Source organism: Frankia gtarii (assembly GCF_025403375.1).
In the GTDB taxonomy this organism is placed as follows: domain Bacteria; phylum Actinomycetota; class Actinomycetes; order Frankiales; family Frankiaceae; genus Frankia; species Frankia gtarii.
The window spans coordinates 1-20,546 of sequence record NZ_JAMPTM010000108.1 but is presented as its reverse complement, the minus strand read 5'-3'; the positions used below and the strand labels follow the sequence as shown (position 1 = coordinate 20,546).

The 20,546-nt window shown below is 73.5% G+C and carries 19 protein-coding genes and 1 pseudogene; 11 read left to right on the top strand and 9 right to left on the bottom strand.

Annotation, left to right across the window (positions count from 1 at the left end):
- The 5 genes from NBZ83_RS16790 to NBZ83_RS16770 all read left to right on the top strand — a co-directional run.
- Nucleotides 1-1,039 (top strand): sensor histidine kinase (locus NBZ83_RS16790; RefSeq protein ID WP_261575351.1); only part of this gene is annotated, 1,039 nt, incomplete at its 5' end.
- A 310-nt stretch (nt 1,040-1,349) separates the two neighbouring features.
- The gene (locus NBZ83_RS16785; RefSeq protein WP_261568873.1) at nt 1,350-1,889 is read left to right on the top strand and encodes a hypothetical protein; all 540 of its coding nucleotides are present in this window, start codon (nt 1,350-1,352) and stop codon (nt 1,887-1,889) included.
- The gene (locus NBZ83_RS16780) at nt 1,886-2,980 is read left to right on the top strand and encodes a peptidoglycan-binding protein (RefSeq protein WP_261568872.1); all 1,095 of its coding nucleotides are present in this window, start codon (nt 1,886-1,888) and stop codon (nt 2,978-2,980) included. Before NBZ83_RS16785 ends, NBZ83_RS16780 begins: the two co-directional genes overlap by 4 nt.
- 128 nt (nt 2,981-3,108) lie before the next feature.
- The gene (locus NBZ83_RS16775) at nt 3,109-3,798 is read left to right on the top strand and encodes an ABC transporter ATP-binding protein (RefSeq protein ID WP_261568871.1); all 690 of its coding nucleotides are present in this window, start codon (nt 3,109-3,111) and stop codon (nt 3,796-3,798) included.
- Nucleotides 3,795-5,045: an ABC transporter permease gene (locus tag NBZ83_RS16770; protein ID WP_261568870.1), complete on the top strand. Its 1,251-nt coding sequence runs from the start codon at nt 3,795-3,797 to the stop codon at nt 5,043-5,045. Before NBZ83_RS16775 ends, NBZ83_RS16770 begins: the two co-directional genes overlap by 4 nt.
- Nucleotides 5,046-5,232: 187 nt before the next feature.
- Here the strand turns inward: NBZ83_RS16770 and NBZ83_RS16765 are convergent, their stop codons facing one another.
- Complete coding sequence (locus NBZ83_RS16765) at nt 5,233-6,171, bottom strand: helix-turn-helix transcriptional regulator (protein WP_261575350.1); 939 nt, start codon at nt 6,169-6,171, stop codon at nt 5,233-5,235.
- Nucleotides 6,172-6,272: 101 nt separating this feature from the next.
- Here NBZ83_RS16765 and NBZ83_RS16760 point away from each other — a divergent pair.
- Nucleotides 6,273-7,580 (top strand): annotated as a pseudogene (locus tag NBZ83_RS16760) (MFS transporter); the annotation flags it as partial.
- 198 nt (nt 7,581-7,778) lie between these two features.
- Here NBZ83_RS16760 and NBZ83_RS16755 read toward each other — a convergent pair.
- A complete protein-coding gene (locus NBZ83_RS16755; protein WP_261568868.1) occupies nt 7,779-8,636 on the bottom strand; it encodes a helix-turn-helix transcriptional regulator in 858 nt (285 codons plus the stop codon).
- Nucleotides 8,637-8,785: 149 nt separating this feature from the next.
- Between NBZ83_RS16755 and NBZ83_RS16750 the strand changes: the two genes are divergently transcribed.
- On the top strand, nt 8,786-9,487 hold the full coding sequence (locus tag NBZ83_RS16750) for an SDR family NAD(P)-dependent oxidoreductase (protein WP_261568867.1): 702 nt from the start codon (nt 8,786-8,788) through the stop codon (nt 9,485-9,487).
- A 21-nt stretch (nt 9,488-9,508) separates the two neighbouring features.
- Here the strand turns inward: NBZ83_RS16750 and NBZ83_RS16745 are convergent, their stop codons facing one another.
- Nucleotides 9,509-10,177, bottom strand: a complete 669-nt coding sequence (locus tag NBZ83_RS16745; protein ID WP_261575349.1) for an O-methyltransferase — start codon at nt 10,175-10,177, stop codon at nt 9,509-9,511.
- 155 nt (nt 10,178-10,332) lie between these two features.
- Nucleotides 10,333-11,043 (bottom strand): siderophore-interacting protein, encoded by a 711-nt coding sequence (locus tag NBZ83_RS16740; protein WP_261568876.1) that lies wholly within the window; start codon nt 11,041-11,043, stop codon nt 10,333-10,335.
- A gap of 229 nt (nt 11,044-11,272) precedes the next feature.
- Between NBZ83_RS16740 and NBZ83_RS16735 the strand changes: the two genes are divergently transcribed.
- Complete coding sequence (locus tag NBZ83_RS16735) at nt 11,273-12,295, top strand: LysR family transcriptional regulator (RefSeq protein WP_261568865.1); 1,023 nt, start codon at nt 11,273-11,275, stop codon at nt 12,293-12,295.
- Nucleotides 12,296-12,403: 108 nt separating this feature from the next.
- Nucleotides 12,404-13,264, top strand: a complete 861-nt coding sequence (locus tag NBZ83_RS16730) for an SAM-dependent methyltransferase (RefSeq protein WP_438803317.1) — start codon at nt 12,404-12,406, stop codon at nt 13,262-13,264.
- Between the two features lie 18 nt (nt 13,265-13,282).
- Here NBZ83_RS16730 and NBZ83_RS16725 read toward each other — a convergent pair whose 3' ends face one another.
- Nucleotides 13,283-13,945, bottom strand: a complete 663-nt coding sequence (locus tag NBZ83_RS16725) for a nitroreductase family protein (RefSeq protein ID WP_261575347.1) — start codon at nt 13,943-13,945, stop codon at nt 13,283-13,285.
- Nucleotides 13,946-14,081: 136 nt separating this feature from the next.
- On the opposite strand from NBZ83_RS16725, the gene NBZ83_RS16720 reads away from it, so the two are divergent.
- On the top strand, nt 14,082-14,306 hold the full coding sequence (locus tag NBZ83_RS16720; RefSeq protein ID WP_261568863.1) for a hypothetical protein: 225 nt from the start codon (nt 14,082-14,084) through the stop codon (nt 14,304-14,306).
- A gap of 219 nt (nt 14,307-14,525) precedes the next feature.
- On the opposite strand, the gene NBZ83_RS16715 is transcribed toward NBZ83_RS16720, so the two are convergent.
- Together NBZ83_RS16715 and NBZ83_RS16710 are read right to left on the bottom strand one after the other, a co-directional pair.
- Complete coding sequence (locus NBZ83_RS16715) at nt 14,526-14,765, bottom strand: hypothetical protein (protein ID WP_261568862.1); 240 nt, start codon at nt 14,763-14,765, stop codon at nt 14,526-14,528.
- A gap of 309 nt (nt 14,766-15,074) precedes the next feature.
- The gene (locus NBZ83_RS16710) at nt 15,075-15,959 is read right to left on the bottom strand and encodes an NAD(P)H-binding protein (RefSeq protein ID WP_261575346.1); all 885 of its coding nucleotides are present in this window, start codon (nt 15,957-15,959) and stop codon (nt 15,075-15,077) included.
- A 203-nt stretch (nt 15,960-16,162) separates the two neighbouring features.
- Here NBZ83_RS16710 and NBZ83_RS16705 point away from each other — a divergent pair, with 203 nt between their 5' ends.
- Nucleotides 16,163-17,131 carry a LysR family transcriptional regulator gene (locus NBZ83_RS16705; RefSeq protein WP_261568860.1) on the top strand — a complete coding sequence of 323 codons (969 nt, stop codon included), beginning with the start codon at nt 16,163-16,165 and terminating at the stop codon, nt 17,129-17,131.
- Between the two features lie 221 nt (nt 17,132-17,352).
- Here NBZ83_RS16705 and NBZ83_RS16700 read toward each other — a convergent pair whose 3' ends face one another.
- Nucleotides 17,353-19,938, bottom strand: a complete 2,586-nt coding sequence (locus NBZ83_RS16700) for a helicase-associated domain-containing protein (RefSeq protein WP_261568859.1) — start codon at nt 19,936-19,938, stop codon at nt 17,353-17,355.
- Nucleotides 19,939-20,118: 180 nt separating this feature from the next.
- Nucleotides 20,119-20,546, bottom strand: a 428-nt coding sequence (locus tag NBZ83_RS16695) for a hypothetical protein (RefSeq protein WP_261575345.1), incomplete at its 5' end; no start/stop codon positions are given.

Here is a 20,546-nt window from a genome sequence, read left to right as displayed (position 1 = left end):
GCGTTCGGCGAGGAACCTGGTGGTGGCGGCGCGGACGGTGCGCACCCCGGACGGGCCCCGCACGGTTCGCGCGGTGTCCCGGCTCGGCCAGGTCACCGCGAGCGTCCACGTGGTGCAACGCGCCCTGCTCGTCGCCACCCCGCTGCTGACGGTCCTGGTCGGCGCGCTGACCTGGTTCGCCGTCGACCGGGCGCTGCGGCCGATCGAGGCGGTCCGCCGCCGCGCCGAGGTGATCAGCCACTCCACCCTCGGTGAACGGCTGCCGCACGCCCGCACCGGCGACGAGGTCGAACGCCTCACCGCCACCCTCAACGCGATGCTCGACCGGCTCGCCGCCGGCGCCCGCCGCCAGCGCCAGTTCGTCTCCGACGCCTCCCACGAGCTGCGCACCCCACTGGCCGCGATGCGCGCCGAGCTGGAGATCTCCCTGACCTATCGGGGGGACACCGACTGGCGGCTTGCCGCCACCCGGCTGCTCGACGACCATCGCCGCCTCGACCGGCTTACCGGGGACCTGCTTCTGCTCGCCCGCGTCGACGACGACCCGGCGCCGACGGCCCGTGACGGACCCGTTGACCTCGCCGCGGTGGTCGACGGTGAGCTGGCGGTGGTCACCCGCGTCCGGTCCACCGCGGACCTCGTGCCGGTGCTCACGGTCGGTGTGGAGGCTGACCTCGTCCGCCTGGTCCGCAACCTGCTCGACAACGCCGACCGGCACGCCGCGACCACGGTCGCCGTTCAGCTCCGGCGCGTCGGCGGTGACGACGGCACCGGCGGGTCGACCCCCCCGTTCGGGCCATCCGGCGGATGGGCGGTGCTCACCGTCGACGACGACGGGCCGGGCATCCCTGCCGTCGACCGGGAGCGGGTGTTCGACCGGTTCGTCCGTCTCGACGCCGGCCGCGACCGCGACAGCGGCGGCTCCGGCCTGGGCCTCGCGATCGTCCGCGGCGTCGCCCACCGCCATGGCGGCACCGTCACGGCCACCGCTGCCCCCGCCGGCGGCGCCCGGTTCGAGGTCCGCCTCCCCTTGGCCTAGCGGGCGCTGCGCGACCTGGCGGGAGGCGCGGCGCCGGCCGGCGGGCTCAGCGCCCGCTCAGCTCGGCTCAGGTGGTCTGCAGGTTCACCCGGGATCGTCGCCTCGGTCACCGACGTGCGGCGGTGTGAGCGTCCCCGCCGTGCGTCGACCCCCGCCGTACCGGAGGTGAACCCTCATGCCCCCTGCTGGCCTCAGACCCGCCCGGCTCCTACGGGCTGCGACCCGATCTTCCTGGGCTGTCTCACCCGAGCGGGCTGTCTCGTCCCCTCGGCAGCCGTCACCAGCCCTGGCACCGGAGCGCAGGCCGCCCATGGGGGCGGTGGTGTCGCTGCTCGTGGCGCCACTCGTGTTGGCCTTGTTCGTGCTCGCCGGCTGCGGCGGGGGTGACTCGGTGGACTCCTCGGTCGCCGGCCTCGCGGGGGCGGCGGCGTCGCCGTCGGGGGATCCGATGCTTGCCTACGCCGGCTGCATGCGGCAGCACGGTGTGGCGATGGCCGACCCGCAGGCGGGCGAGCCGGCGTCGCTCTACCAGGGCGTGGACACGTCGTCGGTGGCGTTCACCAGCGCGGACAAGGCCTGCGCCGGGCTGCTCGCCGGTGTGGTGGCGCAGCGCAAGCCCACCGACCCCGGCGCCCAGCAGGAGCTGAACGACAAGCTGCAGGCGGTCGCCGCCTGCCTGCGCCAGTACGGGATCACCGTCGCGGACCCGGTGCCGGGGCAGTCCGGTGGTCCGTTCGGGGGGCAGCTCGACCGCAACGAGCCGGCCGTCAGTACCGCTCTGCAGTCCTGCCAGCAGCCGGGCGGCGGTGCGTCCGGGGCGCCTGCGGCGAACCCGGGCGGCCAGGGGTGAGCGCGATACGCAGGCCGTGGCTGACGGGGCGCCGCACGTTCGCCGTCGGGGGCGCGGCCGCCGTCGTGGCCGCGCTGATCTCCCTGGTGGCGGCGCTGGTCGCCGGCTCCGGGCCGAACGGCTCGGCGGCGACCGGTGCCGGATCGGCCGGCGCGGTCACCACCGTGCCGGCCAAGGTGCGCGACCTCGCCCGGACCATGACCCTGGACGGCGTCATCGCCCATCCGGACCTGCGGGATCTGTCCACGCCGAAGGTGGGGACCATCACCAGCCTGCCCCAGGTGGGCGACGAGCTCGGCTCCGGCACGGTGCTCATGCGGGTCGACGACCGGCCGGTGCTCCTGCTGGCCGGGAAGATTCCGGCCTGGCGGGACCTCGGCCCCGGGGTCGACGATGGCGACGACGTCCTCGAACTGGAACAGGCGTTGCTCACCCTGGGCCATGCCACTGCCTCGGCCACCTTCCCGGACCGGCACTGGGGCACCGCGACCACACGTGCCGTCGAGGAGCTTCAGGCCGCGACCGGCGCCGTCGTCGACGGCAGGTTCTCCCTCGGCGAGGTGATCTTTGTCGCCGGGAACATTCACATCGCCAAGCTGGGCGCCCATCTCGGTGGCCCGTCCGGACCGGATCAGGCGGTCGTGACCGTGTCGAGCACCGCCCGCACCGTGCTGGTCGATCTCGATCCGCTCGACCGCGACCTCGTCGTCCACGGTGCTCCCGTGCAGGTGGAACTGCCCGGCGGCGAGCGCGTCCCGGGCACGATCTCCTCCGTCACCACCAGCCTGGAGACGAACGCCGACAACAAGCAGGTCTTCAAGGTCAAGATTGCGCTGACGACGCCGGACGCCGGTCAGGGCCTCGACCTGGCACCCGTCACCGTCCACTACTCCAGCGTCGTGGCGAAGCACGTGCTGGCCGTCCCGGCGGCCGCGATCATCGGCATCCCCGGCGGCCGGTATGCGGTGCAGGTCGTCAACGCCGACGGCACCCGCCGCCGTGCCACCGTGACCCCCGGTGCCTGGGGCGACGGATACGTGCAGGTCGCCGGGGCCGTCCGAGCCGGCGACCTGGTGGAGGTGCCGCGATGACCCCGACGCCGATCCCACCCTCGACATCGCCGACGCAACCCACACCACCCACACCACCCAGGCCACCCAGGCCACCCAGGCCACCCGAGCCACCCGAGCCACCCGAGCACCCGCCTGCGCCGACGCCCGTGCTTGAACTCGTCGACGTTGTCCGCCAGTACGGCGGGAGTCCGCCGGTGTGCGCGCTCGACGGCGTCACCCTGACGGTGCGGCGTGGTGAATGGGTCGCGATCGTCGGCCCGTCCGGGTCCGGCAAGTCGAGCTTGCTCAACCTGATGGGAGCGCTGGACGTGCCGACCTCCGGCACGGTCCGGATCGACGGGTACGACGTCGCCGGCCGCGACGACGACGAGCTCAGCGCCCTGCGCGGGCACACGCTCGGCTTCGTTTTCCAGTCCTTCCACCTTCTGTCCCGGCTGAGCGCCGTGGACAACGTCGCGGCGGCGCTGCTCTACCGGGGGATCGGCGCGGCGCGCCGGCGGGAGCGGGCGGCCGAGGCGCTACGCCGGGTCGGGCTCGGCACCCGGCTGCGGCACCGGCCCGCGCAGCTCTCCGGCGGCGAGTGCCAGCGGGTGGCGATCGCGCGGGCGATCGTCGGTGAGCCGGCACTCGTGCTCGCCGACGAGCCGACCGGCAATCTCGACTCCCGCACCGGGGCCGAGATCATGAGTCTGTTCGCCGCCCTGCACGCCGACGGTGTGACCCTCGTGCTCATCACCCACGACGACGCCGTCGCCCGGGCCGCCGAGCGCCGCATCGTCCTGCGCGACGGCCGCGTGACCTCCCCGCCGGACGCCTCCCCGAAGCCGGGCCGGTGAGCACCCTGGATGCCGGGACCGGATCGGACGAGAACGGGGGCTCGGCCGGTCGGCGGGAGTGGGAGCGGTCGGTGCTCGATCCGCGGGACGCCGTCCGGCTCGGCGTGCTCGGGCTGCTCGGCCGGCGCGGGCGCGCACTGCTCACCGCCATCGGCATCGCGATCGGGATCGCGGCTCTGGTCGCCATCGTCGGCATCTCCGCGTCCTCGCGGGCGAACGTGCTGGCGGTGCTCGACCGGCTGGGCACCAACTACCTGACCGTGACGCCGGGGCAGGCCCTCGCCGGCGGACCCGCCGAGCTGCCCGCGGACGCCCGCCGCCGGCTCGCGCACCTCGACGCGGTCCAGGCCGTCGCGACCACCGGCCAGCTCGATGTCACCCTGCGGCGCAGCGACCAGCTCCCGCGCACGATCACCCGGGGGACCGTCGTGCTCGCCGCCGATCCGGGCCTGCTCACGACCCTGCACGGCACGGTCGCCGCCGGCCACTGGCTCGACGCCACCCCCGGGAGCTATCCGACGGTCGTCCTCGGCGCCACCGCCGCCCGCCGTCAGGGCGTCGACCTTGCCCTCGGGCCGCAGATGGTGTGGCTCGGCGACCAGTGGTTCGCTGCCGTCGGCGTCCTGGCACCGATGCCGCTGGCGCCGGAACTCGACAACGCGGCGATGATCGGCGTCGGCGTCGCGGCGGACCGGTTTGGCTACCAGGGCTCGCCGAGCACCATCTACCTGCGCGCCGACCCGTCGAACATCGACGCCGTCCGCGTCGTCGCCGCCGCGACCGCCGACCCCCGCCATCCCGCGCAGGTCCAGGTCACGCGGCCCGCCGACGCCCTGGCGGCCCGGGCCGCCACGAACACCGCCTTCACCACCCTGCTGCTCGGGCTCGGCGGCGTGGCGCTGCTGGTCGGCGGGGTCGGCATCGCGAACGTCATGGTCATCTCGGTGCTGGAACGCCGCGGCGAGATCGGTGTGCGCCGCGCGCTCGGCGCCACCCGCCGGCACATCCGCGCCCAGTTCCTGGTCGAGGCGCTGGTGCAGGCCGGCGCCGGCGGCGTCGCCGGGGTGGCGGCCGGCGGCTGCCTCACCGTCGGCTACGCCGTGGCGATGGACTGGCCGGTCCGCCTGCCGCTGCTCGGCCTGGGCGGCGGCATCCTCGCCGCTCTGGTCGTCGGCGCCCTGGCCGGCATCTACCCGGCGGCCCGCGCCGCCCGCCTCGCCCCCGCCGAGGCCGTCCGTGCCGGCTGACCCGGCTCCGAAGGACGCCGCGGGGTCAGTGGCGCAGGACGAGGTCGACGCCGTCGTCGAGGGGGGTCTCGACAGAGGACCGTGAACTGCTTGAACTGCTGCCCACGCCGTTCCCGTTGGCGCCGCGCCTCAACGCCCATGCCCGCGCCGACGCCCCCGCCGACACCTCCGCTTCGGGCAGGCCGGATCAGTGCCGGTGCGGGGCGAGCGCGAACTCCGGGTGCGCCCGCAGCCGCGCGAGCCGGTCACGGCTGTCGTCGTCGACCGGGGTGTAGACGACCAGGCGGTTGCCGGGCCGATCGGTCAGGTCGAGGCTGGTCGACCGCATCGCGATATCGCCGATTTTCGGATACCAGTACACCTTGTTGCACTGGCCTGGCGGCGCCACGTCGTGGGTGGCCCACAGTTCGGCGAACAGTGGGCTGGCGGCGCAGATCCGCCGCACGAAATCCAGCCACTCCGGTTCGCGCATGTGCTGGCTGTAGCGGTAACGGAAGATTGCGACGTGCTCGGGCGCCTGTTCGTGCAGATTACGGAACGGGTTGCAGCACGACGGTGTGGTGAATGCGTACCACACCGTGTTGCGCCGCTCGGGTGGCGCCGCCGCCAGCGCCGGAAGGAGATTAGCGAAGGCACCGTTCCAGCTCAGCACGTCCGAGCGGGCGTTCAGCAGCATCGCGGGCAGCGGATCGAGGGCGTCGAGGATCGCGGGCACGTCCCGCGGGACGTCGTCGTCCCTGTCCGCGCCGCGCTGCGCCTGGGGCACGTCGGCCAGCCGGTAGAGATGCTGCCGCTCGGCGTCGTCGAGGCGCAGCGTGCGGGCGACCGCGTCGAGAACCTGGGCGCTGGCGTTGATGGGACGGCCCTGCTCCAGCCAGGTGTACCAGGTGACGCCCACCCCGGCGAGCTGCGCGACCTCCTCGCGGCGCAGCCCGGGAGTACGCCGACGGGGGCCGGGTGGCATGCCGACCTCCCGCGGGCTGATGCGCTCGCGCCGGCTGCGCAGGAACAACGCCAGCTCGCCGCGCCGTCGCCCGGAGCGGGCAACGGCGGCCCGGACCGACACGGTCTGCGACGCGCAGGAGATGTCCCGCGCCGCGGTCGGGACTGTCACGGGCGTCGTCATGGCTACAGCCTCGCCGGAGTCGCGATGGTGCGCCAGGTGCTGTCAGTACCAGGATTGACAGGCTCTCGTTACCAGCATCAGGTCGACCCCACGCTGCATCCATGTCGCGGAACATGTCTGCTGCCCCTGCACCGTCATCACGTCGTGAACCGCTGACCCGGCACGGACCTTCCAGCCCCCGGACCACCCGGCCCGCCGCTGGGACGGCCCGGGCCAGCGGGGTGCTGCTCGCCGTCATCCTGGCCGGGCAGTTCATGGCGAACCTCGACGTCAGCGTCGTGAACGTCGCCCTGCCCACGCTGCGGGCCGACCTGCACGTCTCCGACGCCGGCCTGCAACTGGTCGCCGCCGGCTACATCCTCACCTTCGCCGTACTCCTGATCACCGGGGCTCGCCTGGGCGGGCTCATCGGCCACCGGCGGGCATTCCTGCTCGGCCTCGCTGGATTCACCCTCACCTCCGCCGCCTGCGGGGTGGCGCCGCAGGTGGGGACGCTCATCGCCTTCCGGTTCCTGCAGGGCGCCAGTGCCGCGCTGATGACTCCGCAGGTGATGAGCCTGATCCAGCGCAACTTCGCCGGGCCTGCGCGGGCCCGGGCGCTGGGGTACTACGGGGCCGTGCTCGCCGGCGGGGTGGTCGTCGGCCAGGCCGCCGGCGGACTGCTCGTCAGTGCCGACCTGTTCGACACCGGTTGGCGGGCAGTGTTCCTCGTCAACGTTCCGATCGGACTGCTACTGCTCGTCACCGCGCCGCGGATCCTGCCGCGGGACGAGGAGCTGCACGGGCCGTCGCTGGACGTGCCGGGCCTGCTCGTCCTGTCCGCGACGGTGCTGCTGTTCGTGCTGCCGCTGGTGCTGGGCCACGACCTGGGCTGGCCGGCGTGGACATTCGTGGCGCTGGCCGCCTCGGTCGTGCTTGCCGTCGTGTTCGTGGCCGTGGAGCGGCACGTGTCCGCCGCCGGTGGACGCCCGCTGATCTCGGGCCGCGTCCTGCGTGCCCCCGGCATGGCGGCGGCGGCCGGGACGCTGGTGCTGGCGCCGTCGACGTGGGGGGCCTTCCTGTTCACCACGACGCTGCACCTGCAGGGCGGGCTGGAGATGAGCCCGCTTCGTTCGGGGATCGCGTTCATCCCCTGCGTCGCCGCCTTCGGTCTGACGAGCACCTCCTGGCAGCGGCTGCCCGCGGCCTGGCACCGGCCGCTGATCCCGATCGGGCTCGCCTTCGCCGCTGCGTCCTACCTGCTCCTCGGCCCGACGGCGGGCGGTGGCGCGAGCTATGAGGTGGCCACCGCGCTGATCGGGCTGGGCCTCGGGGTCCTGTCCACCACCATCTCGGTCGCCCTGGCCCATGTCCCCGTCGAGGACGCCTCCGACGCCAGCGGCCTGCTGCTGACGCTGATGCAGCTCGGCCAGGTCATCGGCCTGGCCACCATCGGCACACTGTTCCTTACCGTCGTCGACGACGGCGGCTCGACCCGGCACGCCGAGCATGACATCAGCTGGGCGTTGTCCGCCGTCGCGCTGCTCGCCGCGGCCAGCGCCGCGTTCCTGACCCGCGGCACGGCACGGCAGCCCGCCGTCGGCGGTCGGTTCCTGGCCGAGGCGCCGCTATCGCGGGGTGCCGTCTTCGGTCATCGCCTCGGTGCCGATGACGTTGAGAAGCCGGAGCCGGTCGGCGGCGTCGCTCCCGGGGGCGGCGGTGTAGGCGACGATGCGCAGGTCTCCGCCGGGAGCGGTGAGCACGTCGCAGTCGAGGGTGAGCACGCCGACAGTGGGGTGGTGGACGGTCTTGGTGACCGCCTCGTGGACGCCGACGACTCCGGCGTCCCACATCTGCGCGAAGGTGAGGCTGACGTCCCGCAGCTCTTTGATCAGAGCACGTAGGCCGGCATCGGCGGGGTAGCGGGCGGACGCTGCCCGCAGATCGCCGACCATGGCCGCCCTGAACCGAGTTTCCTGCTCGGGGGTGTGGCTGATCCGGCTCGGCGGACCGGTGAAATGCAGCCAGACGATGTTGCGCTCCCGGCCGGGCAGCGCGGACGGGTCCCCGAGCAGGGCGGCCCACAACGGGTTCCACAGGATCAGGTTCCAGGCCGCGTCCCACACGCTCAGCGGCGCCCCGTCGAGCTGGTCGAGCAGCCGCCGGACCCCCGGCGGGATGTGCGCCGACACCTGCCCGGGACCCGGCGCCCACTGGCCCGCGAGCAGGTACAGGTGTTCGCGTTCGGCCGCTGACAGGCGCAGGGCGCGGGCGAGCGCGGACAGCACCTGCGCGGACGGGGAGGTGGCCCGGCCCTGCTCCAGGCGGACGAGGTAGTCCACCGACAGGCCGGCGAGCTGCGCCAGTTCCTCGCGGCGCAGCCCGGCGGCCCGGCGCACTCCGCCGGCGGGCAGCCCCACCGTGGCCGGGGCCGTGCGGTCGCGCCAGCCACGCAGCGCCCGGCCCAGTTCCCCGGATCCGCTCACGATTCCCAGTATCCGGCGGCGGCGCCCGGACAGCCTGGCACTGGCAGTCCACTGGCAACGGCGGGCACTGGCTGCCCATCCGGGGTACGGCGAGGGTGGAGGCGACACCAGGCGACACCAGCCCGCCGATCATCGGAGATGACCACGCCATGACCACCACCCTGATCACCGGAGCGAACAAGGGTCTCGGTTTCGAGACCGCCCGCCGCCTGACCGAGGCCGGGCACACCGTCTACGTCGGGGCGCGCAACGCGGACCGCGGCCGGGAGGCGGCCGGGCGGCTCGGCGCCCGCTTCGTCCAGCTCGACGTCACCGACGAGGATTCCGTCGAGGCCGCCGCCAAGACCGTCCGCGCGGAGGCCGGCGGCCTCGACGTCCTGGTGAACAACGCCGGGATCGTGGGCGCGGGCAAGCCCGGCCCCCTTGGCGAGGTCACCGCGGCCGACATGCTGGACACGTACGACACGAACGTCTTCGGCGTCGTGCGGGTCACGCGCGCCTTCCTGCCGCTGTTGGCGGACAGCGACGCCCCGGTCGTCGTCAACGTCGGCAGCGGTCTCGGCTCGCTGGCCGCGACCAACGACCCCAGCCGGATCGAGTCCCAGGTGACGGGGCTGACCTACCACTCCTCCAAGACCGCGCTGGTCATGATCACTTCGCAGTACGCCAAGGCGTTCCCCGCCATCCGGTTCAACACCGTCGACCCCGGCTACACCGCCACCGACCTCAACGGCCACCAGGGCACCCAGACCGTCGAGGAGGGCGCGGAGGTCATCGTCCGGATGGCCACGATCGGCACCGACGGCCCGACCGGCGGCTACTTCGACCGGACCGGCCCGGCCGCCTGGTGACGTGCGCCTGGTGACGGGCGGTCAGCGGCGTAGTGCGAGGTCGAGGCCGTCGTCGAGGGGGATCTCGACGGCGGTGTAGCCGTTGCCGGGGGAGCGGACGTAGTCGAGGTAGTCACGGGTCTGCGCGGCGAACAGGGTGACGTCGTCGGCGACGACGAGGGCACCCGGGGCGAGCCGGGGTTCGAGCAGGCGCAGCAGCGGCAGGTAGAGCTGGTTCCAACCGTCGAGGACCAGCAGGTCGATGGGTCCGGGCAGCTCGCGCAGGGTCTCGAACGCGTCCCCCGCCCGGATCTCGACGAACGCGTCCAGGCCGGCCTCGGCGAGGTTCTCGGCCGCCGCCTTCGCCTTCGTGGCCGACAGCTCGGTGGTGATGATCCGGCCGGCGCCGTTGTCCCGCGCGGCCGCCGCGAGATGGATCGCGGAGATGCCGTAGGACGTGCCGAACTCGACGGTCAGCGTCGGTCGATTCGCGCGGGCGAGCAGGTAGAGCAGCGTGCCGACCTCCCGCGACACCGGCATGTAGACGTCGGCGGCGAGGTCGGCCAGCTCCGCCGGGGTGAAGTCCCCGATGGTCCGGTCGGGCCCCACCGTCGACCGGAAGGCCTCCAGGGTGATGGCGTCCTTCTCGGCCGCGGCGAACGAGCGGTCGAGGACGGCGCTGACGGCGGTGTCCTGCAGAGCTGTGGGCATGCGGAATCGATCCCCTTCGGAATGCTTGATGATCTGGGTCGTGCCGCCCTCGTCGGAAACGGGGGCGTGCTGGCGTGCTGATTCGGCGCGCGCCGGGGTGGCGGATCGCCCTCGATCAGGCTGGCCGGGGTGCGGGGGTTCGTCAGGTCTCGGGGTCAGTCCAGGCCGCGCTTGCCCGGCGTCCAGAACGGGTGGGTGAGGACGTCCCGGCGGGGCCAGCCGCGGTCGTTGACGAGGTGGTCGCGCACGGCCTGGACGGTGCGGGCCTCGCCGGCGACGTAGGCGACGCCCGGTTCGGCGGGCAGGTCGAGCCCGGCGACGGCCGCCGGTAGCAGCGCCGAGCTCGCGGCCGGCGCGCCGTGGCGGTGCACCCAGGTCGGCGCCGGCGCCCCGGGCAGCGCAATCTCGTCGTCGGGCTCGTCGCATTCGAAGACGGCGAAGCTCCGCGCGGTGTCGGGGAGGCTGCGCAGGATCGCGCCGAGCGGGACCGCGGCCGTGTCGTCCCCGGCGAACAGGTGCAGGGGTGCGCCGGGGCGGGCCACGAGACGCCCGTCCGGTTTCGTGACGATCACGTTGTCGCCGGGCCGGACCGTCCGCGACCAGCTCGCTCCCGGCGATTCGCCGCCGTGGTCGTACACGGCGAGCTCCAGCCGGCCCGCCGGGTCGTAGTCCCAGACGGAGTAGCTGCGCTTGAGGTCGCGGGGGCCGTGGCGCCACGAGGCGAGGGAGGTCGGGTCGGCGAGGAAGACGGTCATGCTCTGCCCCGGCGTCCAGTCGAGCCCGGCCAGGGGCTCGCCCGCGAGGACGATGCGCCGGGTGTGCCGGGCGAGCGGTTCGACCGCAGCCACCCGCACCCGCAGCAACACCCGGTCCAGCAGGCGCCGGCGCCCCGGCTTCGGCCGGACCGCGGCGGCAGATGGCTTCGCCGACTCGGACGGCCCTGCCGACTCGGACGGCCCTGCTGATTCGGTCGGCTCGGCGGTCACGGCAGCTCCTCGACGGTTTACGTAACATCGCGATAGGTCGTTGAGGTCGAGCGTAGGCCCGCGGCGATCTGCCTTCAAATGCAACTACGGCAATGCGAGGATGCATGCCATGCATTCCGCTGCTGCCCGTCCCGCCGCCACCGGAGGCGACGGAGAGACGGCTCATCCCGTCGTCCTCCCGGTCGCCGCGGCCGGCGAATCCGCCGAGGCTCGACCGCTCGCCGGCATCGATCTGAACCTGCTGGTCACCCTGGACGCGCTGCTGGCCGAGCGGAGCGTCAGCGGTGCGGCGCGGCGGCTGCACCTCACCGAGCCGGCGGTGAGCCGGGCGTTGGGACGCATCCGCAGGGCCACCGGCGACCCGATCCTCGTGCGCGCCGGCAACACCATGGTCCCGACCCCGCGCGCCCTGGAGATCCACGCCGAGGTGCACGATCTTGTCCAGCGTGCGCACGGCGTGTTCGCGCCGGTGGGGACGCCGGACCTCGCCAGCCTGGACCGGACCTTCACCATCCTCGGCAGCGACATGCTCGTCGCCTCGATCGGCGTCGGCCTGCTCGACCGGCTCGCACGCCAGGCTCCCCGCGTCCGCCTGCGCTTCCTGCCGGAGCCGACGCCGTCGGCCGACCCCCTGCGCGACGGCACCGCCGACCTGGAGATCGGCCAGATCGACTCCACCGCACCGGAGATCCACGTCGAGACCCTCGGCGAGGATTCCGCTATCGCCGTGGTCCGCGCCGGACACCCGCTCACCGACGGTCCGCTGACCCCGCAGCGCCTCGCGGCCGCCCGCCACGTCGTCGCCTCCCGCCGCGGCCGGCTCCACGGCCCGATCGACGAGGCGCTGGCGGCCCTCGGCCTGCGCCGCGCCGTCGCTGCCTCCGTCCCGTCACACACCGTGGCGCTGGCGCTCGTCGCGCGGAGCGATCTCGTCGGTGTGGCGCCGCGGCGACTCGGCCGCGACAGCCTCGCCGCGCTCGGCCTCGTGCCCCTCGATCTCGGCCTGGACCTGCCGAACCTGTCCCTGTGCCTGGCCTGGCATCCCCGCTTCGACGCCGACGCCCCCCACCGCTGGCTGCGCGCCCAGGTCCGCGACGTCATCCGCGGTTCAATTACTCAAGGTGAGTCTTAGGCTGTCGCAATTCCGTGGGGTCCGCGCCCTCGACGACTCAGGAAACCGCTGCGGGATAGGGTTTTCGGGTTCCTTCTTCGAGTCGGCGCGCCGGTGGGGGTTGATGCGGTGAGTAACACTGGACTGGGGGCTGCGGAGCCCGAGGGATCCGCCGTCGGCGCCGGGCACCGGAGCGGTCCGGTCGATCTACGGGTCGACCAGCCTCACGTGGCCCGGATGTACGACTACTACCTCGGCGGGAAGGACAACTTCCCGGCCGACCGCGAGGCCGCCGAGCAGGCCATCGCCGCCTTCCCGAACGCGCCGCTCGCCGCCCGCCAGAACCGTGCCTTCCTGGTCAGGGCCGCCCGGTACCTGGCCGCCGAGGTGGGCATCCGGCAGTTCCTCGACGTCGGAACCGGCATCCCGACCTCACCGAACCTGCACGAGGTCGTGCAGGGGATCGCCCCCGACGCCCGGGTCGTCTATGCGGACAACGACCCGATCGTGCTCACCCACGCCCGCGCGTTGCTGACCAGCACGCCCCAGGGTCGGACCGCCTACCTCGACGCCGACCTGCACGACCCGGCGAGCATCCTCGACTCTGCGGAGCTGCGCTCGACGCTCGACCTGACCCGGCCGGTCGCGCTCTCCCTGGTCGCGATCTTCCACTTCTTCCCCGACGACCACGATCCGCACGGCATCGTGCGCCGCCTCGTCGACGGCCTGCCGTCCGGCAGCCATGTCGTCATCACCCACTCGACCGCGGACTACGACCAGGGCGTGGCGCGGCTCGTCCAGACCTACCTGGACCGGGGCATCCCCGCCGCGGCCCGCAGCCGCGCCGAGGTCGAGTCCCTGTTCGTCGGCCTGGAACCGGTCGAACCCGGCGTCGCGCCCCTGCACCGCTGGCGCCCCGACGCCGACGTCCCGCCCGAGCTCACCGACGCCCAGGTCAGCGGCTACGGCGGCATCGCCCGCAAGCCGTAGCCACCGCCGCCGGGGCCCTCACCACCTGTCACCAGTGGTTGCGGTGCAGCACCTGGTCGAGGGGACCCGGGGAGCCGGTCGGAAGTCGGTGCCGACGGTGTAGGCGAGGGGGATGAACGCGGCCAGCATCACCCGGTCGTACGGGACGCCCAGCAACTCGGCCATCTCACGTTCGAGGGGCGCCTGAGCGGTCGTCCACACCGTGCCCAACCCTCGCGCACGAGCGGCAAGCATGAAGCTCCACACGGCTGGCAGGATCGAGCCCCAGGCCATCGACTGGGCGAGGACGGACGCGTCATCGGTCCGTCCCTCCACACAGGGGACGATGATCGCGGGCACCCGGTGGATGTTGTCGTACAGGTGCTGGAAGCCGCTGCGAATCCTGGCCAGTGACTGCGGGTGGGCGTTCATCCGCTCGGCGTCGTGCCGCGTCAACGGGCTGGCGTGCGGGTCGGCCGCGGCGACCGCTCGCCGGAAGACGTCCGCGAGCGCCCGGCGCCGTTCGGAGTCGGTGACCACGACGAAGTGCCATCGCTGCCGGTTGCGGCCCGTCGGTGCCTGCACGGCGAGCTCGATGCACTCCTGGATGAGCTCCCACGGCACCGGCCGGGAGAGGTCCAGCCGGTGCCGTACCGCCCGAGTGGTGGACAACAGCTCGTCGGACGACAGGTCCAGCAGCATGCGCGTGCCTCCCAGAGGCTTGGTGCGGATCGGGGAATCCACAGGGTGCCCGGTGGCGGCGCGGTGCCTGGGGGAGTGCGAGATCGCCGTCCCGGTGGGTCCGATCGGCGGTGGCGGTCCAGCCGCGGCTCTCTCCGTGACGGCGCCCTCCGCCCCCGCCGCGCGCCGCGCCGCCTCCGTGCTCGCCGCAACAGCCGCCGCCCTCACCGCCCACCTCACCCCACCCGACTCGATCACCGAGGCGCGCGCCAGCGATGCCCAGCGCAGCGTCCGCCGACCGGCGATTCCGGCCAACAGTGCGGAGGCGACGCGGGGCACCGGCGAACCAAGCCAGATTGAACCGTCCGGCGAGGTGGCATAGACGCCGCGGCTCTGCACGCGCCGCGGAACTCCGGCGCCGAGATGCCGAGCGGACGCTGCGGCGAGCCCCCTGGACGGCCGAGACTTCCTCGTCAGCACCGGCTACCTGGCACTACCGACCAGACCTACCGGATGCTGCGCCCCTGGCTGGACGAGGACCAACACCTGCCACCCGAGCATGTTCCCCGGCCCCGCACCGGACGCGCGGCCCACGAGGTCGTCAGGCGAGATCGCCTGGCGAGATGTCCTGGCCCGGGCGCCCCTGGCGACGGCGAGTCCTGTTCCACTCCTCGATCGTCGAGCGCCGCCAGCGCGGCCTGCGACGATTCGCCGGCCGATCGGTGTCGGGGTCGTCGGCGGCGGGGGCGTCGCCGCTTGCCACATTGGCCCGCCAGGATGACGGAGTGATCCTGAGGTGATCGGCCACCTCAAGAACGGTCATGAGGGGGTCGGAGTTCATCGACCCATCATCATTGCCAAAATGCAGCGGTGCGCCGTGGCGCGGGCCACGGGCCCTGGCCAGACCTGTGGCGCAGCCCCCCGTCTCCTGAAACGTGACCCCACGGGGGGAGCGTCCTAGGAGGTAAGGGGCCTGCGAAGGCGCCCATGCACCAGATTGCCCGGGAGCCCGACGGCGGCCGGACCGTGACCGAGGACAAGCCGGCCAAGCACGAATGGGCCGTCCTCTCGCTCTGCCCGAAGCCGACGCCGAAGCCGACGCCGAAGAACGGCCCCGAGCTTCGTTCGAGGGGCTCAGGTTTCGAGAGTCTCAGGTGAGGATGGCTGGCTTGAGGACTTCCTCGCACCACTGGCGGAAGGTGGTGGGGGTGGTGAATTCGGGGGTTCGGGGCTCGGCGTTGTCGAGGCCGTTGTCCTTGGCTGTGAACATGTCGAGCATGGCCTGCGCTATCGCGTCGGACATGTCGTGTTCGATCAGCGTCGCCCTGAGAGCCTCGCCGGAGATCTGCTGGTGGCGGATCGGGCGTTCGAGCACCTCGGACATGATGTCCGCCAGATCGTTCTGGGACAGGTCCTCGGGGCCGAGCACCGGGACGTCGTCCTGCCCCGTCCAGGAGTCGTCGAGGAGCAGGCGGGCGGCGACAGCGGCGATGTCGCGGGTGGCGCACGTCGGGTTTTTGCGGTCGCCGGACTGCGTCGAGTAGAACGTTCCCTGGTTCCTGATCGCCTCGATCTGGCCGAGCATGTTGTCCATGAAGCCGGGCATCGCCAGCGAACGGTAGTGCACGCCGGTGCTCGCGATCAGGTCGTCCATCGCCAGGGCCGCCGTCACAAGTCCGGCGTTGCGGCCGAGGGCCGTCCCACGGCCGAGGGCCGAGACGCCGACCACCCGGCTGACCCCGTGCTTTTCGATGGCGTCGCAGGCCGGCCGGGTGAAGTCGAGGTAGGCGGCATCGACGCTCGCGGCCCGGTCGTTCGGGGGAGCCAGCCAGAACACCGCGTCGGCGCCGGCGAACGCCTGGGTGACGACGTCGGCGTCGCTGTGCGAGCCCGGCACGACCTCGACGCGCTCGCGGGTGTGCGCGGGCAGGCGGGAGGGGTCGCGTGCGATCACGCGGATGGGCTGGTCACTGGTCAGGAGGATGTCGAGGAGCTGGCGGCCGATCTGGCCGGTGGGAGTGGTGACGACGATCAAGGCAGACTCCAGTGGTTGCATGCGGGCCTGTGGCGAAGCGCGCCACCCGCGCCCGTGAGACGGAGATGGCGCGGCGACGGCGACGGCGACCGCGTGGGGCGGGTCAGGTGGGCCCGCCCGGGCCGGCGCCGGCATCACTCAGTCAATCCGGCGCGGCCGCGGGGCTGAAGGACCGATCGGCACCGCATTGATACCGTGCGGATATGAGTGAGCTGGAGGTCCGGCAGCTGCGGTACTTCGTGGCGGTTGCCGAGGAGCTGCACTTCGGGCGCGCGGCCGAGCGGCTGGGCATGGCGCAGCCGCCACTGTCCCGGGCGATCCGCGAGCTGGAGCGTCACCTGGGCGTGCAGTTGCTGGAACGCACGACGCGTCAGGTGGCGCTCACCCCGGCGGGGGAGGTCTTCCTGCACGACGCCCGGACCGCACTCGACGCGGTCACCGCGGCCGGCCGGCGGGCCCGCCACGCCGGGCAGCCGACCCCGAGCCTGCGCGTCGCGCTCAAGGCCGACTTCGACGCCGGGCTCCTCCCGCGGATCCTCGCCGCCTTCCAGGGTGAGGACGCGGCCCTCCCGGTGGAGCTGCTGCTCGGCGGCCGTGGCGAGCAGGTGCCCGCCCTGCGCGACGGCCGGGCGGATGTCGCGCTGCTGCCCGTCCCGTTCGACGATCGCGACCTCGACGTCGAGCCGCTGATGACCGAGCCCCGTCTGCTCGCGCTGGCGGCCGACGATCCACTGGCCGCCCGCTCCTCCCTGTGCCTGGCCGACCTGGCCGGCCGATCGCTGCCTGACGGCACACCCGCCGACCGTGACGGCCGTCCGCCCACGACCGCGCGCATCCAGACCGGCCGCGAGCAGCAGCCGCCATCCGCGCCCCGGGGGCGGGTCGCCGGGACCCAGCCGACCTCCCTGGACCTATCGAAGATCTTCAATCTGATCGAGCTGGGCAGCATCGTCATGTTCGTACCCGTCTCGGTCGCCTCTCGGCATCGCCGTCTCGGCATCGCCTACCGGACCGTCGGTGATCTCCCCCCGTCCACGCTCTCCCTGGCCTGGCCACAGGATTCCCGCTCGCCGGCCGTCGCCGCCTTCATCCGCACGGCCACCGCCGTCGCGAAGACCGCCCGGATGGACGCCCAGACGGACGCGGAGACGCCGCAGCGAGCGATGACGTGATGCCTCGCCAGGTGGGGGGTGCGTATCGAGTCGAAACCGTTCGCGGGTCCCTCGGGCAGCAGCGGGTTGATGCGTGGGAGAGCAACCACCTGGGTCCTTCTGTATGGTTTGGCGCCCGCTTTGTCCATACCAAAGACCCGGAAGCACCGCTGCCCTGCACACCGGGTTTCTGACGGCGCCCGCGGTGCTGGTGGCGGGATCGCGTGGCCAGGTGCAGGGGGTTAGCCGGCGGGGGAGATGGACTGGATGTTGGCGATGGCGAATTCGCGGTCGTCGTTGCGGAGATGGCACCAGGCGTCCAGCCAGCGGCCGAACATGGCGTTGATGGTGATGCGGCGGACGGTGCGCTTGCCGTTCTTGTCGCGGTAGGTGATCACCACGTCGCCGCGGGATGTGACGGCCTCGGCGAGCAGGGTGAGTTCACCGTCGTTCAGACGGTCGTTGAGGCCGGCGAGCTCGCGGACCAGGGGGCTCGGCGGGGGCACGCCCTCGTCGGCGTCGGTGAGCAGGCGCGTGACGAGCTCCTCCGGCGTCACCCGGCGGGGTGCGCTGTCGGCGGCTCGGGGCCGGCCGCCACCGGCGCGGGCCGGCGAGGTGCCCGGGGGATCGGTGCGGCGACCGCGGGAGCCGTTCGAAGAGGCCGCGGACGAGGAGTGGCCGGGCGACGCCGTCGAGGACTGGCGGCCGGGCGGCGGGCCGGCCTTCTGGCGGCGCGTCGCGGGCCCCGACGACCTGCGGTCGGCCGACGGGACGATGACGGCGCCGGTGGCGTCCTCGGCGACGGGGTAGAAGCCGGCGCGGCGCAGTTCAACGAGGACGGTGTCGGGGTCCTCGGGGCTGGACAGGACGGTGGGGGCGAGCCGGGCCAGGGAGAGCTTGGCGAGGACGCGGGTGTGCAGCAGCTCGGTGGTCGTCGGCTCGTCGCCGAGAATGGCGCTGCGCAGGCCGCGGACCCGGACGTGGCCGTGGCGGCGGGCGACGTCGGTGACGAGGTAGTCCAGGGCCTGGGGCAGCGTGTGGTCGGCCATGGCGCGCAGTTCGTCGAGCAGCTCGTCGGCGGTCCAGCCGGCGTCCAACGCGGCGCGGACGGAGGCGGGGGTGAACCGCCAGGTCCCGGCGGCGCCGCGGGATTCGGGTTCGGCGGTGGCACGCAGCACCTGGGCCATCGCCGCGGTCGGTGGGCCGGAGACGACGGCGGTGAGGTCGGACTGGAGGATCAGGCTGGGCCTGGACTCGGGCAGCAGCTCGGCGCAGCGGTCGCCGAGGGCCGTCGCGGCCAAGGTGATCGCGGTGGTGAGGGCGCGGTACGACGGGAAGGTGCCGGCGGGGCCGGCGAGGTCGGCGAGGTCGGCGGTGCTGGTCAGCAGCGTCTCGCCCAGCTCGGACAGGACGTCGACCGTCACGACGCCGAGCAGCTCGGCCTCGCGGATCGTCGCCGCCATCACGGCCGTCCGCAGGGCGTCCGGGTAGCCGTCCAGCGGGAAGAACCAGTCGATGTTCTCGGCGGTCAGCCGCACCGACCGGCCGCCGTCGGCGGCGCGCAGCAGGCTCCCGCGCAGCAGGCCGGCATCGGATTCGATCGGCAGGGGCGGGGCGATGTCCCGCTCGTCGTCGAGCTCCCGGCCCGACGGGGCGTGCTCCTGGACGTACCAGGCCAGCGCGAGCGGGGCCCACTGCCGGCTCGGCGGGGCCTCCCGCCAGGCGGTGAACTCCGGTCCCGGCACGTAGCCGGCGTCGTCGTGGATCAGCAGGCCCGCGGTTGCCGTCAGATCGATCCACACCGGCAGGTCCGCCGGCGGCAGCGACAGCCGCTTGGCCAGCCGCAGCCGTTCCCGCCCGCCGATCCCGCCGCGCTTGAGCGCAGGGATCGGCACGGCCGCCGCCTCGTCGAGCAGCGCCGTGACGCTGCGCACGGCGTCCTGTGCCGCCGCCTGCGCGCTCGATCGCACCCCGGCCGGATCCACCACCGGGCGGGGGACGGCCGGCGGGCCGGTCAACGTGCGGCGGTGCTCGGTGATCCAGGCGGCGACGGCCACCTCGCGGGGCAGCTCCGCCAGACCCCGGACCGGCAGCATCAGGCCGGCGCGGACCAGCGCCCGCATCGCGGCCGCCCCGGCGCGCTGCTCCCGCTCGGCCAGTACGACGACGAACGGGAGGTCCTCGTCGACCCCCGTCCACAGGTCCGTCAGCAGCTCCCGCGCCGGCGCCGGAAGCTCGGCGACGAGGGCCGCCACCCGCACGGGATCGGCCAGCAGGCGGGCGAACAGCGTGACGAGCTCGGGCTTGCGCAGCCCGGTCGGGTCCTCGCCGAGCGCGCGCACCGCCGTCCGCACGTCCTCGACGAGGGCGGCGCTGGCGAGCCGCGTCGCGGTCTCGATCTCGGTGAACGGTTCCGACCAGTGGTGGTGCAGCGGCGACAGGAGGCGGATGACCGGCTCGCCGGTGGTGCTCCCGCCGCCTTCGGTACCGGCCGCCGCTGCCGGGGCGGGCCAGGCCAGGCCGCGGGCGAACAGGCCGTCCACCACCGCGCGCACGGCGTCGCGGGGCACGTCCAGCAACGTCGCGAGGTCGTCGACGGTCACCGGGCCCGGCAGGAGGGCGAGCGCCACGCCCACCTGCAGACTGTCCCGGTCGAGCTCGGTGAGCGCCCGGCTCAGCGAGCGGGCGTCGGTCAGCCGCTGGGCGAGCTGCTCGAAACCGCGGGGCAACGGCTCGACCAGCACGTCAGGGCGGGCACGCAGCACGGCACCCAGCTGCACCGGGCCGAGACCGGCGAGATGCGTGGCGAAAGATGGCGTGGAGGGCATCGAAACCATTGTTACCGCCGGGCCTGACGCGCCCTCCGCCAGTCGGCAGGCGTTCACACAGGGACAACACCGCCCGCGCAGAGAGCAGGACGAGCCCGGCGAAGTGGTCGCCGCACCGCCGAGGTCGTGACGCGGACGAACCGCCGGACGGCGCCTCGCCGTCACCGCTCGGGATGCCTACTACCGAGGGTGATCGCCGGGTGGCGGGGCTACGGAGGGTGGTTCGGGATCCGGCCAGTCGAGATCGGCCAGCTCGGCGATCTCGGCGGGGGGAATGCCGTGCCGGTCGGCCAGCTCGCCGATCGGCACCCCGACCTGATACTGCCGCACGATCGTCTCGACGTCCGCCCCCGGGCCGCCGCGGGCGAAGAACGGCCGGCCGCCGGAGACTCCGCTGTCGACGATCACGTCCGCCGTCGCGTATCCGGGTAGTCGGATCCGGCGGGTGTAGCCGTCCTCGCCGTAGTCCACGTGGGCGGCCACGCGGGCGACGAGGAGCGCGAACTCCGACCCGTCGGCCGGTAGGGCGGCCGGTGGCGCCGGCAGGTCTGGCGCGGTTGGCGCGGTTGGCGGGGTCGATGGGATTGGCGGGGTTGATGGGGTCGACG

Excerpts from the sequence above, each read along its gene's own strand:
- NBZ83_RS16765 (WP_261575350.1), bottom strand. The coding sequence starts at position 6,171 with ATGACGACGCCCGTGACAGTCCCGACCGCGGCGCGGGACATCTCCTGC.
- NBZ83_RS16745 (WP_261575349.1), bottom strand. The coding sequence starts at position 10,177 with ATGCCCACAGCTCTGCAGGACACCGCCGTCAGCGCCGTCCTCGACCGC.
- NBZ83_RS16735 (WP_261568865.1), top strand. The coding sequence starts at position 11,273 with ATGCATTCCGCTGCTGCCCGTCCCGCCGCCACCGGAGGCGACGGAGAG.
- NBZ83_RS16750 (WP_261568867.1), top strand. The coding sequence starts at position 8,786 with ATGACCACCACCCTGATCACCGGAGCGAACAAGGGTCTCGGTTTCGAG.
- NBZ83_RS16785 (WP_261568873.1), top strand. The coding sequence starts at position 1,350 with ATGGGGGCGGTGGTGTCGCTGCTCGTGGCGCCACTCGTGTTGGCCTTG.
- NBZ83_RS16725 (WP_261575347.1), bottom strand. The coding sequence starts at position 13,945 with ATGCTGCTGGACCTGTCGTCCGACGAGCTGTTGTCCACCACTCGGGCG.
- NBZ83_RS16705 (WP_261568860.1), top strand. The coding sequence starts at position 16,163 with ATGAGTGAGCTGGAGGTCCGGCAGCTGCGGTACTTCGTGGCGGTTGCC.
- NBZ83_RS16700 (WP_261568859.1), bottom strand. The coding sequence starts at position 19,938 with ATGCCCTCCACGCCATCTTTCGCCACGCATCTCGCCGGTCTCGGCCCG.
- NBZ83_RS16715 (WP_261568862.1), bottom strand. The coding sequence starts at position 14,765 with ATGAACTCCGACCCCCTCATGACCGTTCTTGAGGTGGCCGATCACCTC.